Raw genomic sequence first — 14,842 nt, 5'->3', positions numbered from 1 at the left:
GACCCTTCCAGCAAGCCAGACGACAGTCTGGCTTTTTTTATTTCACCAGCCGGGCAATCTCTGCCAGCCAGGGCGTCACATCACCAATGTGGGCTTTCACCCATTCGGCGTTGTAGTAGGTGTCGAGATAGCGCTCGCCGCTGTCGCACAGCAGAGTGACGATGGAGCCGGTTTGCCCTGCGTCGCGCATCCGTGCCGCCAGCTGCAGCGCGCCCCACATATTTGTCCCGGTAGAGGCACCGACCTTACGGCCAAGCTGCGTTTCCAGCCAGTGGGCGGTGGCGACGCTGGCAGCATCCGGCACGCGAAGCATCTCGTCCACCACGTCAGGGATGAACGACGGCTCGACGCGCGGGCGGCCAATCCCTTCAATTTTGCTCCCAACCGGACTGCGCAGAGCGGGATCGCGCTGCTGCCAGTAATCCAGGAACACCGAGTTCTGCGGATCCACCACCATCAGGCGGGTATCATAACCCTGGCAGCGAATATAGCGGCCAATGGTGGCTGAAGTACCGCCGGTACCGGCGCTCATCACGATATGGGCCGGCACCGGGTGGGGCTCATTTTGCATCTGGCGGAAGATACTGTCGGCAATGTTGTTATTGCCGCGCCAGTCCGTTGCCCGCTCGGCAAAAGTGAACTGGTCCATATAGTGACCGTTCAGCTCCCGGGCCAGCATCTCCGAAGCGGCATAAATTTCACATGCGCTTTCCACAAAGTGGCAGCGGCCGCCGTAAAATTCGATCTGTTCGATTTTGCGTTTTGCCGTGCAGGAGGGCATTACGGCGATAAACGGCAGGCCCAGTAGACGGGCAAAGTAGGCTTCCGAGACGGCGGTTGAGCCGGAAGAGGACTCAATAATAGTGGTGCCTTCCTTGATCCAGCCGTTACACAGCCCGTACAGGAACAGCGAACGCGCCAGACGGTGCTTCAGGCTGCCGGTCGGGTGGGTACTTTCGTCTTTCAGATAGAGCTGAATACCGGCAAAACCCGGCAGGGTCAGGCGAATAAGGTGTGTGTCCGCCGAACGTTGGTAATCGGCGTTAATTTCACTGATGGCGTTTTTAACCCAGGCGCTGTTCATCTCGGTAATCCGTTTGTCATTTTGTGCCCAGCATAGCGAAAAGCACAGAAAAAATTGTTGCTATCTGGCCTTTAAAATAGAATGTAAGGAGAAAAATTTTCTCTGGAGGGTGGGTATGCTAGATAAAATTGACCGTAAGCTGCTGTCCTTACTGCAAAGCGACTGCACCCTCTCTTTGCAGGCGCTGGCGGATGCCGTTAATCTGACCACCACGCCCTGCTGGAAACGCCTCAAGCGACTCGAAGACGAAGGGATCCTGCTGGGGCGCGTGGCGCTGCTCGATCCCGAAAAACTGGGGCTTGGATTGACCGCGTTTGTTCTGATAAAAACGCAGCACCACAGCAGCGACTGGTACTGCAGGTTTGTCAGCGTGGTATCGGAGATGCCGGAAGTGCTGGGCTTCTGGCGCATGGCGGGCGAATACGACTACCTGATGCGTGTTCAGGTAGCGGATATGAAACGCTATGATGATTTCTATAAACGGCTGGTCAACAGCGTGCCAGGTCTGTCGAATGTCACCTCCAGCTTCGCGATGGAACAGATAAAATACACCACCGCCTTACCCATTGAATAACTTCCCGGTACTGCCGGAATACGATCCTCAGGAAAAGACCGCGTGCGATTATTTGCTCAGTTAAGCTGGTACTTCCGCCGGGAGTGGCGACGCTATCTCGGCGCAGTGGCCCTGCTTATTATCATTGCCATTCTCCAGCTCATCCCGCCGAAAGTGGTGGGCTATGTCGTGGATGGCGTAACGGAACAGCATTACACCACCGCACGGGTGATGATGTGGATCGGCACCCTGGTGCTGACGGCGGTGGTGGTCTATCTGCTGCGCTATGTCTGGCGCGTGCTGTTGTTCGGGGCTTCTTACCAGCTGGCAGTTGAGCTGCGGGAAGATTTTTACCGCCAGCTCAGCCGCCAGCATCCGGAATTTTATCTCCGCCACCGCACCGGGGACCTGATCGCCCGCGCCACCAACGATGTGGATCGCGTGGTCTTTGCCGCCGGGGAAGGGGTGCTGACCCTGGTGGACTCGCTGGTGATGGGCTGCGCGGTGCTGATTGTGATGTCGACCCAAATCAGCTGGCAGTTGACCCTGCTGGCGCTGCTGCCGATGCCCATTATGGCGCTGGCGATTAAACGCTACGGCGACCAGCTGCACCAGCGCTTCAAGCTGGCGCAGGCGGCCTTTTCCTCGCTCAACGACCGGACCCAGGAGAGCCTGACCAGTATCCGGATGATCAAAGCCTTCGGTCTGGAAGATCGCCAGTCGGCGCTGTTTGCTGCCGATGCCGCCGATACCGGGGCCAAAAACCTGCGCGTCGCCCGGATCGACGCCCGCTTTGATCCCACGATCTATATCGCCATCGGCACCGCCAACCTGCTGGCCATTGGCGGCGGTAGCTGGATGGTGATTAACGGCTCGCTGACCCTCGGCCAGCTGACCAGCTTTGCCATGTATCTGGGGCTGATGATCTGGCCGATGCTGGCCCTGGCCTGGATGTTTAACATCGTTGAGCGCGGTAGCGCGGCCTACAGCCGGATCCGTGACATGCTGGCCGAAGCGCCGGTGGTCAACGACGGCAGCGAGCGCGTGCCGGACGGGCGCGGCGAGCTGACATTCTCAGTGCGGGCATTTGCCTATCCGCATACGGAAAAAACGACGCTTGAAAATGTCCATTTTACGCTGCAACCGGGGCAAATGCTGGGGATCTGCGGCCCGACCGGGGCGGGGAAAAGTACCGTGCTCTCGCTTATCCAACGCCATTTTGATATTGACCAGGGCGAGATCCGCTTCCACGATATTCCGCTTACCCGGCTGCAACTCGACAGCTGGCGCAGCCGGCTGGCGGTGGTGAGCCAGACGCCGTTCCTCTTCTCCGACACCGTCGCCAACAATATTGCACTGGGTTGCCCGCAGGCGACCCGGGAAGCGATCGAGCACGTCGCCCGTCTTGCCAGCGTGCATGAGGATATCCTGCGCCTGCCCCAGGGCTATGAAACCGAAGTGGGCGAGCGCGGCGTGATGCTTTCCGGCGGGCAGAAGCAGCGCATCTCCATTGCCCGCGCGCTGCTGCTCAACGCCGAGATCCTGATCCTCGACGATGCCCTCTCCGCCGTCGATGGTCGCACCGAACATCAGATCCTGCACAACCTTCGCCAGTGGGGGGAGGGGCGCACGGTGATCATCAGCGCTCATCGTCTGTCGGCCCTGACCGAGGCGAGTGAAATTCTGGTGATGCAGCACGGGCATATTGCCCAGCGCGGGCAGCATGAACAGCTGGCGGAGCAGCCGGGATGGTATCGCGATATGTATCGCTATCAACAACTGGAAGCGGCGCTGGATGATGTGCCGGACATGACCGAGGAGGCCGCCGATGCGTAGTTTTTCCCAGCTGTGGCCCACCCTGAAACGCCTGCTGGCGTATGGCTCGCCGTGGCGCAAACCGCTGTCGCTGGCGGTGGTGCTGCTGTGGATTGCGGCGATTGCCGAAGTGACCGGTCCGCTGCTGATCAGCTATTTCATCGATAACATGGTGGCTAAACACTACTTGCCGCTCGGCCTGGTGACCGGGCTGGGGGTGGCCTATGTTGGCCTGCAGCTGCTGGCGGCCGGGCTGCACTATGCCCAGTCGCTGCTGTTTAACCAGGCCGCCGTCGGGGTGGTACAGCAGTTACGTACCGACGTAATGGATGCCGCCCTGCGCCAGCCGCTGAGCGCGTTCGATACTCAGCCTGTCGGGCAGATTATTTCCCGCGTCACCAACGATACGGAAGTGATCCGCGATCTCTATGTCACGGTGGTGGCCACGGTGCTGCGCAGCGCTGCCCTGGTCGGCGCCATGCTGGTGGCGATGTTCAGCCTCGAGTGGCGCATGGCGCTGGTGGCGATGGCCATTTTCCCGGCGGTAATGATTGTGATGGTTATCTACCAGCGCTACAGCACGCCGATTGTCCGTCGCGTGCGCACCTATCTGGCGGATATCAACGATGGCTTCAACGAGGTCATCAACGGCATGAGCGTCATCCAGCAGTTCCGCCAGCAGGAGCGCTTTGGCGAGCGGATGGGCGAGGCCAGCCGCTCCCACTATATGGCCCGCATGCAGACGCTGCGTCTGGATGGTTTTCTTTTGCGTCCGCTGCTCAGCCTGTTCTCGGCGCTGGTGCTGTGCGGGCTGCTGATGCAGTTTGGTTTTGCCGCTGGCGGCACCATTGAGGTTGGGGTGCTGTATGCCTTTATCAGCTATCTGGGCCGCCTTAACGAGCCCCTGATCGAGCTGACCACCCAGCAGTCGATGCTGCAGCAGGCGGTGGTTGCTGGCGAGCGCGTCTTTGAGCTGATGGATCGCCCGCGTCAGGCCTACGGTCTTGACAATCGCGACCTGCAAAGCGGCACCATTGAGTTTGATAACGTCTCCTTTGCCTATCGCGACGACCGGCTGGTGTTGCAGGATATCGATCTGAAGGTGCCCTCCCGGAGTTTCGTCGCGCTGGTGGGGCATACCGGCAGCGGTAAAAGTACTCTCGCCAGCCTGCTGATGGGTTACTACCCGCTCACTGAAGGGGAAATTCGCCTCGACGGGCGTCCGCTCTCCACGCTGAGCCATGCCGCGCTGCGTAAAGGCGTGGCGATGGTGCAGCAGGATCCGGTGGTGCTGGCCGATACCTTCTTCGCCAACGTTACGCTCGGGCGTCCGTTTAGCGAGGAAAAGGTGTGGGACGTGCTGGAGAAAGTACAGCTGGCGGAGCTGGCGCGCGGCCTGCACGACGGCATACACACCCGGCTGGGCGAGCAGGGGAATAACCTCTCGGTGGGGCAAAAACAGCTGCTGGCCTTGGCCCGGGTGCTGATAGATACGCCCCAGGTGCTGATCCTCGATGAAGCCACGGCCAGCATCGACTCCGGCACCGAGCAGGCGATCCAGCAGGCGCTGGCTAGCGTACGTGAACACACCACCCTGGTGGTCATTGCCCACCGCCTGTCGACCATTGTCGAGGCAGATACCATTCTGGTGCTTCATCGCGGCCAGGCGGTTGAGCGCGGTACCCACAGGCAACTGCTTGAGGCGAAAGGGCGTTACTGGCAAATGTATCAGCTGCAGCTGGCCGGGGAAGAGCTGGCCGCCAGCACGCGTGAAGAGTCGCTCAGCGCCTGATGCACTAAAATTAAGCAACCGACCAGCCGCTGAATCGGTTGGTGCAAAAATGAAACGCATCATGCACTGTCATGGTGCGTTTTTTTTCGTCCGCTCTCCGCCACGCCTCATCTTTCCTCTCTTTTTAATTCTGGCACACCCCTTGCAATAACTAATCAGTTCGCGAGCCATTACCGAATTCTGACTGGAGAGATATATGAAGCTGGTTACCGTGGTCATCAAACCATTCAAGCTCGAAGACGTGCGTGAAGCACTCTCTTCAATGGGTATTCAGGGACTGACCGTCACCGAGGTGAAAGGCTTTGGGCGACAGAAAGGTCATGCGGAGCTGTACCGTGGCGCCGAATACAGCGTCAACTTCCTGCCAAAAGTGAAGATTGACGTGGCGATCGCCGACGATCAGCTGGATGAGGTTATCGACGTGATTAGTAAAGCAGCCTACACCGGCAAAATTGGCGACGGCAAAATTTTCGTTGCTGAGCTGCAACGCGTTATTCGCATTCGTACAGGCGAAGCCGACGAAGCGGCACTGTAAAACATCAGGCACACAGTGATAGGGATCGAGAAAATGAACACAACAACACTCAAAGCAGGTCTGGGGTCTCTGGCACTGCTGCCGGGGCTGGCAATGGCGGCACCGGCGGTCGCAGACAAAGCCGATAACGCCTTTATGATGATTTGCACCGCGCTGGTGCTGTTTATGACCATTCCGGGAATCGCGCTGTTTTACGGCGGCCTGATCCGCGGCAAAAACGTCCTCTCCATGCTCACTCAGGTGACAGTAACCTTCGCCCTGGTATGCGTCCTGTGGGTGGTCTACGGCTACTCGCTGGCCTTCGGTGAAGGCAATGCCTTCTTCGGCAGCTTCAACTGGGCGATGCTGAAAAATATCGAGCTGACCGCGGTGATGGGCAGCTTCTATCAGTACATCCACGTGGCGTTCCAGGGCTCCTTCGCCTGTATTACCGTCGGCCTGATCGTCGGGGCGCTGGCAGAACGTATTCGCTTCTCCGCGGTGCTGATCTTCGTGGTGGTCTGGCTGACCCTCTCCTACGTGCCGGTGGCGCATATGGTCTGGGGCGGCGGTCTGCTGGCTTCCCATGGCGCGCTGGACTTTGCGGGCGGTACCGTGGTTCACATCAACGCCGCGGTAGCGGGCCTGGTGGGCGCATACCTGATTGGCAAACGCGTCGGTTTTGGCAAAGAGGCCTTTAAACCGCACAACCTGCCGATGGTCTTTACCGGCACTGCAATCCTCTACTTCGGCTGGTTTGGCTTTAACGCCGGTTCCGCCAGTGCAGCAAACGAAATCGCGGCGCTGGCCTTCGTGAACACCGTAATTGCGACCGCGGGTGCCATTCTCTCCTGGATCTTTGGCGAGTGGGCGGTACGCGGTAAACCTTCTCTGCTGGGTGCCTGTTCCGGTGCGATTGCCGGTCTGGTTGGCATCACCCCGGCCTGTGGCTTTGTTGGTGTGGGCGGGGGGCTGCTCGTCGGTATCGTGGCGGGTCTGGCTGGTCTGTGGGGCGTTACTGCGCTGAAACGCGTGCTGCGTGTGGACGATCCTTGTGATGTCTTTGGCGTGCACGGCGTGTGCGGCATCGTTGGCTGCATCATGACCGGCATCTTCGCCTCAACCTCACTGGGTGGCGTCGGCTACGCAGAAGGCGTGACCATGGGTCATCAGGTGCTGGTGCAGCTGGAAAGTATCGCCATCACGGTGGTCTGGTCGGGCGTAGTCGCCTTTATCGGCTACAAGCTGGCGGATATGACGGTGGGTCTGCGCGTACCGGAAGAGCAGGAGCGCGAAGGTCTGGACGTCAACAGCCACGGCGAGAATGCGTATAACGCTTAAGTAAAAGCAAACGGCAACCACAGGTTGCCGTTTTTGTGTTTGCACCCTCTCCCTGTGGGAGAGGGCCGGGGTGAGGGCACCAGACCGCACAAACTATCAGCCCCGGTTGCGCATCACCCCTTCCTGCACCGTAGACGCCACTAACACCCCATCCTGCGTATAAAACTCACCGCGAACAAACCCGCGCGCGCTCGACGCTGAGGTACTCTCCACGCTGTACAGCAGCCAGTCGTTCATATCAAACGGACGGTGGAACCACATCGAATGATCGATAGTGGCAACCTGCATTCCTTTCTCGAGGAAGCCTACGCCGTGCGGCTGTAGGGCAACCGGCAGGAAGTTGAAATCGGACGCGTAACCCAGCAGATACTGATGGACGCGGAAATCTTCCGGCACCGTGCCGTTGGCGCGGATCCAGACCTGACGCGCCGGCTCGGCGGTATGGCCTTTCATCGGGTTATGGAACTCTACCGGGCGGATTTCCAGCGGTTTGTCGCAGAGAAACTTCTCTTTCACCTGCGGAGGCAATAGGTGCGCCAGCGCGCGGGCAATATCCGTTTCAGACTTTAACGCGTCCGGCGATGGGGCAGGGGGCATCGTTTTTTGATGCTCATAGCCCGGTTCCGGTGCCTGGAAGGAGGCGGTCATATAGAAGATCGGCTTGCCGTTCTGCACAGCCGCCACGCGGCGGGCGCTGAAGCTGTTGCCGTCACGCAGGACTTCCACGTCATAAACGATCGGTTTCTGGCTGTCGCCAGGGCGCAAAAAGTAGCTGTGAAAGGAGTGCACAAAGCGTTCCGCAGGTACTGTCTCTTTAGCTGCGTAGAGGGCTTGCCCCACAACCTGACCGCCGAATACCTGGCGTAAGCCCAGATCTTCGCTTTGTCCCCGAAAGAGTCCTTCTTCAATTTTTTCCAGGTTTAATAATGTCAGCAGATTGCCTAGTGCCTGACTCATAGTCGTCCTCAATTAAAACGCCGTGGCGAAAGATAGGCAGAGTATAACGCAGAAATGGAAGTGGTCCGATGGGTGCAATAATCTGAATAACAGGGAGATTCCAGGCATAAATAATTGATGTGTGCCACACTTACTCTCGTTAACCTGGTATTAACCACTCATCTGGCGGTATCGATCCCGCTGGTGCATTGATGATAAGGAGAACTCAATGAAACTCGTGCACGTGTTAAGTGGTTTAGCGGTAGCGGTTGCTCTCTCTGCCTGCGCGGATAAAAGTGCAGACATCCAGACGCCAGCGCCAAACCCAAATACTGCTGGCGTGGCCACTCAGCCGACCATTCAGCAGCCAAATGTTTCCGGGACCATCTGGATCCGTCAGAAAGTGGCTTTGCCGCCGGATGCGGTCTTAACCGTCACCCTGTCTGATGCTTCGCTGGCCGATACTCCGTCGAAAGTACTGGCGCAGCAGGCGACCCGTACCGAAGGCAAACAGGCGCCGTTCAAGTTCGAACTGCCGTTTAACCCGGCGGACGTGCAGCCTAACGCGCGCATTCTGCTGAGCGCCGCGATTACCATTAACGATAAGGTCGTGCTGGTGACCGATATCGTGAAACCGGTAATTAATCAGGGCGGTACTAAAGCCGACCTGGTGCTGGTGCCTGTACAGCAGACCGAGTTGCCGTTACAGCCTGGCGGCGGTGCGCCCACTACCGTACCGTCCACCTCGCCAACTCAGGTGAGCCCGTCTACGGCCACCCCGGCACCGACCCAGCTTTAATGTCGCCAGCCCCTCTCGCCTGAGAGGGGCTGTTTAATACCGCCAGCGGTATTGCTGCAAATCAATCTGCCCGCTACCTGATACCTGTACCCCTTCGCTGAGCAAGGCCTGACGCTGACGCTGTAAATCAGGGCCCGTTAAAGAGATCGCGCCATGGCGGTTCACTACCCGGTGCCAGGGCAAGGTACTTCCTTCCGGCAGCCGTTTAAGTACGCCACCCACCTGCCGTGCAGCGCGCGGAGAACCCGCCAGTCGTGCCACCTCGCCATAGGTGGTAACAGTACCTTCGGGAATCGAGGCCACTATCTGCCACACCCGCTGGGGAAAAGAGTCGTGCTCGTCCATTTTTGTGCTCCTGTGTGGAGAGCATGATAGAGAATATTCGACAAGTCAGGAAGAAAGCGCGCACTCTGTAAACGCTTTGCGCAATAAACCATCACCCGGACGCCGTTAACTTGCAATTGCTATCTGGTACAGTGATAATGCGCCAGCGCGTTGGTTAACAACGCTCTCAATGGGGGCTCTGTTGGTTCTCCCGCAACGCTACTCTGTTCACCAGGTCAGGTCCGGAAGGAAGCAGCCAGGGCAGACGACGTGTGTGCCGGGATGTAGCTGGCAGGGCCCCCACCCATTTCAGCTCGCCGTAAAATTACTCTGCCTGTTTAGCATCCATAAGTATCGCCATTTCATCCACCAGTTTTCGGTACTCCTCTTCCAGCGCGGCCTTATCAAGCACCACCTTTAGCGCGGCTTCCATCACCATGACTTCTGTTGTCAGCGGCAATTCCAGATACTGACGGTAGCGAAACTCTTCCGCCCATCGCCCGGCCTGGTCATTCAGCGTGTTCACTCCGTCGTTGACGCTTTTCAGTGACGCGGCCACCTGCGCCAGAATTTTATTTTCGCTCATCGCTGCTCCTCGTAAACGCGGTTTGCGCCAACAGGGTCGCCAACGTCTGGTGAAATTGCTCACGCTGGTGCGGCGTCAGGGTATCGACCCGGGCTTTGACGGCATTCACTCGCGCCATATACGCCTGCTGCACGTCATGCTCTATCGCTTTACGACGGGCCAGCGGGATGATGGAAAATTTATCCTTTTCAACAAAATCATCAACATCGAACCCGATTTTAGACGGTCTGACCATAGCTACCTCCTCTTAAAACAGGCTCATCGTCGTGGTGTCACCATCGCTGGTGTTATGGATGGTAAATTTTGTAATCAGATCGATAAAGGCATCCCGCGGTGGGATAGCATCACAGACCAGCCCCCGCATGCGAAGCGCGCACCACAGCGCTACCGAATAGGCCTGACAGTTGATTGATCTGACAGGGTTAAACTCAATATCCGTAAACGCGCTGTAGGCCAGCAGCTCTTCTTTCCAGGGGACAATATTTAGCGCGTTGAGATACAGCCAGTCGTAAAAGGCGCTTTTAGGCTCCAGCGCCCAGATCTCCGCCTCGCGCTGCTCACTGGGGCAGTAAGAGAAATGCTTCAGCTGTCCGGCGTTTTTCAGCAGCTCTGATTGTTTGGCCTCTTTCGGTGACAGCAGCATTAATTCGCGAAACGGCCCCTGAATACCGGTGGCGGAGGTAAAAACTTTCGAGGACTGGAACAGGGATTCGACGCTGATAAACTGCCCGTTCCGGCTGGTGACGCCCATATTAAAGGCGCTGAGCTTACGCCCCAGCTCTGCGGCAGATTTGCTGGAGACCTCAAGCACCCTTGCTTGCGGAAAGCGCTGGCGGAAACTGTCGTGTAGGGCGGCAATGGATTTTTGTTTCTGGACGATCGACAGGCCAGCAGACCACGCGAAGTCGACGTTAACAATCTCAACCAATGCCGGCCCCTCTGTTTTCGGAACAAATACCGGGCGGTTAGCCATAAAATTACCTGAATGAGAAACGGGCAGGGTCGACCACAATATTGGCTTTTGCAGGGCTTAGCCAGGCGGGAACATTCTCGGCCGCGTAAAAAATGATCTCACTGATGAAATGCGTCGGAATGGTAGCCAGATGCAGCACCTCCGCCTGAACGTCGTAGGGGCGTTCCCCGCGATCCTGGCCCTGCTCGTCCGCGAACAGCTGGTGAAACGCATGCCAGGTCTGACGGGCCGCAACACTGATGGCCGTCATTTCGGCAGAAGCCGCGTTATTGCGGCAGAAAACATTATTCTGCAGAAGATGAGCATGATCGAAGGACGGAGCAGAGGGACCGGCGATCAGGTCCGGTTTGATTTTCAGGATCACCCAATCATGATCCTGGAGTCCCTGCGTATATTTAAACAGCATTTTGTTATTCACATGACCGATCGACAGCGAAATCGAATTGCGGATCCCATCCAGACGACGTGTGTCGTTGTAGCGGAAGGGATGGCCCGACGCGTCCAGTTGCTGACGGGTAAGAATACCGTGCTCAAGAATGCTCTCCAGATTGGAGAGATGGGTAAAGTGATAGAGCGCGGGAACGGGTTTACGCTTCACCGGGGTGAAATCGACCACGCTTCGCCAGTCAAAATGCTGGAGAGCGTAAAAATGCAAAGGACCCACTTCGCGCATAAACGCATGATGCAGATCGGACGTATAGGCGGGGGAGAGGTGCGTCAGCCCGGTTATCGCATAGCGGGTTAACAAAAAATCACGAAAACCTTCAACCTGGCTCAACAAAGTCCGGGCATCATGAAGACTTAACGACAGGTTATCGGAGGTTACAGGCAGCGACGCTGAAGGCGGTGCGGGTAAATCCGTGATCAACGTCCGCGCCGCAGTCCGCCGGTGGGCGTCATGATTGGGTAACGTGTTTTTTGAAGAAAGGGACGGCTTAGGCTTTGAAGATGGAGGATTGGCTTTCTTCTTATTGAGGATATTGCCGATGACCGCTAAAACAAAAAATATCCCGATCGCTGTCCACATATATGCCTCAGCACGCCGCCACAATTTTATTCATACAGAAGGCATGGATGATATTGTCTCTGCGGACCCTGCTACAAGCGGCAAATGCGCACCCTACTATTTTTGGCATGCGGCTCGCCACCAGGCACGATAACCCCGGTGAGCGAAGGGGAGTATATATTTCTTACTGAAACCTGTTTATTTCACCAAATGTCATCATACTGAAATAAAGCTGTCATTATTCTGTCATAAATGTTGTGCAGGGTAAGTGTGACATTTTTATGATATATAAGCAGACAATATATATCTGGATAATAATGATAACTTCGTGTATTAATTTAACAAAATGATGTCAAGGACGTAGCCACCATGACCACAGCCGTGCTGAATGTAAAAATCGACGAGGCGTTAAAAGAGAAGCTTCGTCATTATGCAGAAGTGAATAATGAGAATCTCAGCGTTACCACAGAGAAACTGCTGCAAATGGCATTTGCTGCAGCAGACGAGGCGGGAGTAACGGAAGAGGATATCGACAATCAACATACGGAAGAAGAGAGCGTAGCACCTTTTACTCCTAAAGAAATCAAAGCATTAAGAAAGATTCTGAAGAAGAAAAAATGAAACAATATCAGCAATCAACCGCCAGCAGCTACTCGGAAGCCTGCACGCTTCTGCGCTCTGGCTATGTCAAACATGTCCGCCTGGGCTGGGATGTTGGCAGTGATGAGTTCTTTCGAATTGCGTCTGACTGGTGTGATACCGGCGCAAAAATAAAGAAAGAAGGCGATAGTTTTGTTATTTCCCTGAAAGGTTTCCCTATCCCTGCTCAGCACTGACTGCCTTCCTGCTGAAAATGTCTGACTGTAACAATTACAGTCAGACATTTTTAAATCGTCCTTTCTGCGTTTTTATTTGTGCGCCCGCTCACTTTTCCCTGTAATAAGCGTCGCCGTTGCAGACATTATACAAGGGTGCGTTTTAACGATTGTCCGCTTTTAATCAACGCCAGCCACAGCGGCTTGATCCGTATCAGCGCACTTTCCAGCTCCGCGGGTTCCAGCGAAAAGGGCATCCGTAGATAGCGGTCAAAAGCCCCGGAAAGGCCAAAGCGCGTACCGGTTCCCAGATGAATACCTGCCGCTTCGGCGCGGGTAGCCAGCTGGGTGGCCAGCATATCCGGCAGCTCCACCCAATAGGAGAGACCGCCTTCCGGTATCTGGAAACGCCACTGTGGAAAATGTTCCCGCAGTAATGCCGCACAGCGATCGCATCGCTCGCGCAGCATCTGCCGCCGCGCCGGTAAAAATGTCTCGCCATTCTCGATTAACCACAGGGTTGCCAGCTGCTCCAGCAGCGGCGAACCGAGATCGAGCGTATCGCGGGTCTGCGCCAGCGTCGCGATGGTTCGCGCCGGGGCGCGAATCCAGCCCAGACGCAAACCTCCCCAGAAACTTTTTCCCGCCGAGCCGAGGGTAATGACATTGCCGTTCGGACAGAAGGAGGCCAGCGGCGGCGGCGGTGGGGAATCGAACCAGAGATCGACCATGGTTTCATCCACCACCAGCGTGGTGCGGGCCCGGGCAGCAATGGCGGCGATAGCCTCACGGCTGGCCGCGTCCATGCAGCGGCCGGTGGGGTTGTGAAAGTCCGGCATCAGGTACGCCAGGCGCGGCGCGGTCTGGGCGAGCGTAGCGGCAAAACCGTCGATATCCCAGCCGCTCTGCGGCAGCGATACGCCAACTGGCCGGCAGGATGCGCCCTGAATGGCGGCGATAGCCAGCGGGTAGGTGGGATGATCCACCACCACCCTATCGCCGGGCCCGGTGAACATCCGCAGCACCAGCGCCAGCCCGCTGACCGCACCGTTAACCACCATCACCTCTTCCGCCCGGGTAGGCAGGCCGCGTGCCGTGTAGCGCGCGGCAATGGCCTCGCGTAATGCCAGCAATCCTATCTGGTCGTACCCGGTTTGCGTCAGATGCTGCGTAATGGCGGTCAGGGCATGGGTATAGGCCTGATGGATTTCCGGCCCGGCACCCAGTGCGGCGGTTGAGAGATCCAGCGCCGCGCTGGCGTTGGCGCGGGTAGGGGGCGTGCGGCTGTCAGGCAGGATCACCAGGGATCCGCTGCCATGGCGGCTTTCGAGATAGCCTTCATCGCGCAGATGCGCAAGCGCGCTGCTGACGGTGGTACGGCTCACCTCCAGGGTTAAAGCCAGCTCGCGCTCGCCCGGCAGGCGCGTATCCAGCGCCAGCCTGCCGTCGAGGATCAGCAGGCGTAGCGCATCGGCCAGCTGGCGCCACAGCGGGGTGCGGGAGCTCTCCTGCTGCCAGTGGCCCAACAGGCGAACTAATGACTGGCTTCCAAATCGACGCGATGACATAAGCAGTCCACTTTCTCAAAACTGGACATTAATCATAGTGCCATTTCAGGTAATGATGAAAGCAGAGATAACCGGAGAAAGATCATGTTGCGTCGATTACTTCAGCTTTATGTCGGATTGAGCCTGTATGGGCTGTCAACGGCGATGTTTGTTCGATCGGATCTGGGGGCCGATCCCTGGAATGTGTTTCACCTTGGGGTGGCAAAACTGCTGGCAATGGATATTGGCACCGTCATCATCCTGACCGGTGTGCTGGTGCTGCTGTTCTGGATCCCGCTGCGACAGCGCCCGGGCCTCGGCACTATCAGTAACGTGATTGCCATTGGTCTGGCTGCCGACGTCGCGCTGATGTTTATTCCCGCTATCGACTCCCTGGTGGCGCGCAGCCTGTTGCTGATCAGCGCGGTGATTGTCAATGCGCTGGCGACCGGCATGTACATTGGGGCTGGTTTTGGCGCCGGACCGCGCGATGGCCTGATGACCGGGATCAATGCCCGCACCGGCTGGTCGGTTCGCAGCGTGCGCACGGCGATTGAGATTTCAGTCCTGCTGATTGGCTGCGTGCTGGGGGGCACGTTTGGCGTGGGCACCGTGCTGTATGCGTTAAGTATTGGCCCGCTGATCCAGATCTGCCTGCCGTGGTTTCGTCAGAAGCCGCGCATCTTAGCCCCTCAGCCTGAGCGCGTTGTCTGATTTTGCGAAGCGCTCACATGCTTTACGCAGTGGGTTATGACAG

Annotated in this window: 17 protein-coding genes and 1 other RNA gene; 10 read left to right on the top strand and 8 right to left on the bottom strand. The window is 57.3% G+C overall.

The genetic code is table 11. The features are described 5' to 3' along the window. Positions 1–37 precede the first annotated feature (37 nt). Entirely contained in the window at positions 38–1,084 is a 1,047-nt protein-coding gene (locus V7Q49_RS10645; RefSeq protein ID WP_333851005.1) for a PLP-dependent cysteine synthase family protein, read from the bottom strand. A gap of 115 nt (positions 1,085–1,199) precedes the next feature. On the opposite strand from V7Q49_RS10645, the gene V7Q49_RS10640 reads away from it, so the two are divergent. From V7Q49_RS10640 to amtB, 5 genes are all read left to right on the top strand, one after another. Then, positions 1,200–1,658 carry an Lrp/AsnC family transcriptional regulator gene (locus V7Q49_RS10640; protein ID WP_032616846.1) on the top strand — a complete coding sequence of 153 codons (459 nt, stop codon included), beginning with the start codon at positions 1,200–1,202 and terminating at the stop codon, positions 1,656–1,658. A 42-nt stretch (positions 1,659–1,700) separates the two neighbouring features. Continuing rightward, positions 1,701–3,473 carry a SmdA family multidrug ABC transporter permease/ATP-binding protein gene (locus tag V7Q49_RS10635; RefSeq protein WP_333851002.1) on the top strand — a complete coding sequence of 591 codons (1,773 nt, stop codon included), beginning with the start codon at positions 1,701–1,703 and terminating at the stop codon, positions 3,471–3,473. Continuing rightward, complete coding sequence (locus V7Q49_RS10630) at positions 3,466–5,244, top strand: SmdB family multidrug efflux ABC transporter permease/ATP-binding protein (protein ID WP_333851000.1); 1,779 nt, start codon at positions 3,466–3,468, stop codon at positions 5,242–5,244. The genes V7Q49_RS10635 and V7Q49_RS10630 overlap by 8 nt, the downstream gene beginning before the upstream one ends. 196 nt (positions 5,245–5,440) lie before the next feature. Beyond that, entirely contained in the window at positions 5,441–5,779 is a 339-nt protein-coding gene (glnK, locus tag V7Q49_RS10625) for a P-II family nitrogen regulator (protein WP_032616849.1), read from the top strand. 33 nt (positions 5,780–5,812) lie between these two features. Further along, entirely contained in the window at positions 5,813–7,099 is a 1,287-nt protein-coding gene (gene amtB, locus V7Q49_RS10620) for an ammonium transporter AmtB (protein ID WP_333850998.1), read from the top strand. 96 nt (positions 7,100–7,195) lie between these two features. On the opposite strand, the gene tesB is transcribed toward amtB, so the two are convergent. Further along, entirely contained in the window at positions 7,196–8,056 is an 861-nt protein-coding gene (gene tesB / locus V7Q49_RS10615; RefSeq protein WP_333850996.1) for an acyl-CoA thioesterase II, read from the bottom strand. Positions 8,057–8,264: 208 nt separating this feature from the next. Here tesB and V7Q49_RS10610 point away from each other — a divergent pair, with 208 nt between their 5' ends. Continuing rightward, complete coding sequence (locus V7Q49_RS10610) at positions 8,265–8,834, top strand: YbaY family lipoprotein (RefSeq protein ID WP_333850994.1); 570 nt, start codon at positions 8,265–8,267, stop codon at positions 8,832–8,834. Between the two features lie 33 nt (positions 8,835–8,867). On the opposite strand, the gene V7Q49_RS10605 is transcribed toward V7Q49_RS10610, so the two are convergent. Continuing rightward, positions 8,868–9,179, bottom strand: coding sequence for an MGMT family protein (locus tag V7Q49_RS10605; RefSeq protein ID WP_442913062.1), 312 nt, complete (start codon positions 9,177–9,179; stop codon positions 8,868–8,870). Positions 9,180–9,358: 179 nt separating this feature from the next. On the opposite strand from V7Q49_RS10605, the gene ffs reads away from it, so the two are divergent. Continuing rightward, positions 9,359–9,455, top strand: an RNA gene (gene ffs, locus V7Q49_RS10600) — signal recognition particle sRNA small type. A gap of 28 nt (positions 9,456–9,483) precedes the next feature. Here the strand turns inward: ffs and V7Q49_RS10595 are convergent. From V7Q49_RS10595 to V7Q49_RS10580, 4 genes are read right to left on the bottom strand one after another with little or no spacing between them, the layout of a single operon-like run. Then, positions 9,484–9,744: a hypothetical protein gene (locus tag V7Q49_RS10595; protein ID WP_333850993.1), complete on the bottom strand. Its 261-nt coding sequence runs from the start codon at positions 9,742–9,744 to the stop codon at positions 9,484–9,486. Next, positions 9,731–9,979, bottom strand: coding sequence for a hypothetical protein (locus V7Q49_RS10590; RefSeq protein ID WP_333850991.1), 249 nt, complete (start codon positions 9,977–9,979; stop codon positions 9,731–9,733). Before V7Q49_RS10590 ends, V7Q49_RS10595 begins: the two co-directional genes overlap by 14 nt. A gap of 12 nt (positions 9,980–9,991) precedes the next feature. Continuing rightward, positions 9,992–10,717 carry a DarT1-associated NADAR antitoxin family protein gene (locus V7Q49_RS10585; RefSeq protein ID WP_333850989.1) on the bottom strand — a complete coding sequence of 242 codons (726 nt, stop codon included), beginning with the start codon at positions 10,715–10,717 and terminating at the stop codon, positions 9,992–9,994. 4 nt (positions 10,718–10,721) lie between these two features. Then, positions 10,722–11,744 (bottom strand): DarT ssDNA thymidine ADP-ribosyltransferase family protein, encoded by a 1,023-nt coding sequence (locus V7Q49_RS10580; RefSeq protein WP_333850987.1) that lies wholly within the window; start codon positions 11,742–11,744, stop codon positions 10,722–10,724. Between the two features lie 348 nt (positions 11,745–12,092). Between V7Q49_RS10580 and V7Q49_RS10575 the strand changes: the two genes are divergently transcribed. Together V7Q49_RS10575 and V7Q49_RS10570 are read left to right on the top strand one after the other, a co-directional pair. Further along, positions 12,093–12,344 (top strand): hypothetical protein, encoded by a 252-nt coding sequence (locus V7Q49_RS10575; RefSeq protein WP_333850985.1) that lies wholly within the window; start codon positions 12,093–12,095, stop codon positions 12,342–12,344. Next, positions 12,341–12,559: a hypothetical protein gene (locus V7Q49_RS10570; protein WP_142488454.1), complete on the top strand. Its 219-nt coding sequence runs from the start codon at positions 12,341–12,343 to the stop codon at positions 12,557–12,559. Before V7Q49_RS10575 ends, V7Q49_RS10570 begins: the two co-directional genes overlap by 4 nt. A 125-nt stretch (positions 12,560–12,684) precedes the next feature. Here the strand turns inward: V7Q49_RS10570 and yczR are convergent, their stop codons facing one another. Further along, positions 12,685–14,106: a MocR-like transcription factor YczR gene (gene yczR, locus V7Q49_RS10565; RefSeq protein ID WP_333850982.1), complete on the bottom strand. Its 1,422-nt coding sequence runs from the start codon at positions 14,104–14,106 to the stop codon at positions 12,685–12,687. 84 nt (positions 14,107–14,190) lie between these two features. Between yczR and yczE the strand changes: the two genes are divergently transcribed. Beyond that, a complete protein-coding gene (yczE, locus tag V7Q49_RS10560) occupies positions 14,191–14,799 on the top strand; it encodes a membrane protein YczE (RefSeq protein WP_333850980.1) in 609 nt (202 codons plus the stop codon). The last annotated feature ends 43 nt before the right edge of the window (positions 14,800–14,842 follow it).

The organism is Leclercia sp. (assembly GCF_036780805.1).
Taxonomy (GTDB): domain Bacteria; phylum Pseudomonadota; class Gammaproteobacteria; order Enterobacterales; family Enterobacteriaceae; genus Enterobacter.
Note: the sequence above shows the minus strand (reverse complement) of the source record. Positions and strands in the feature narration are given on the sequence as shown.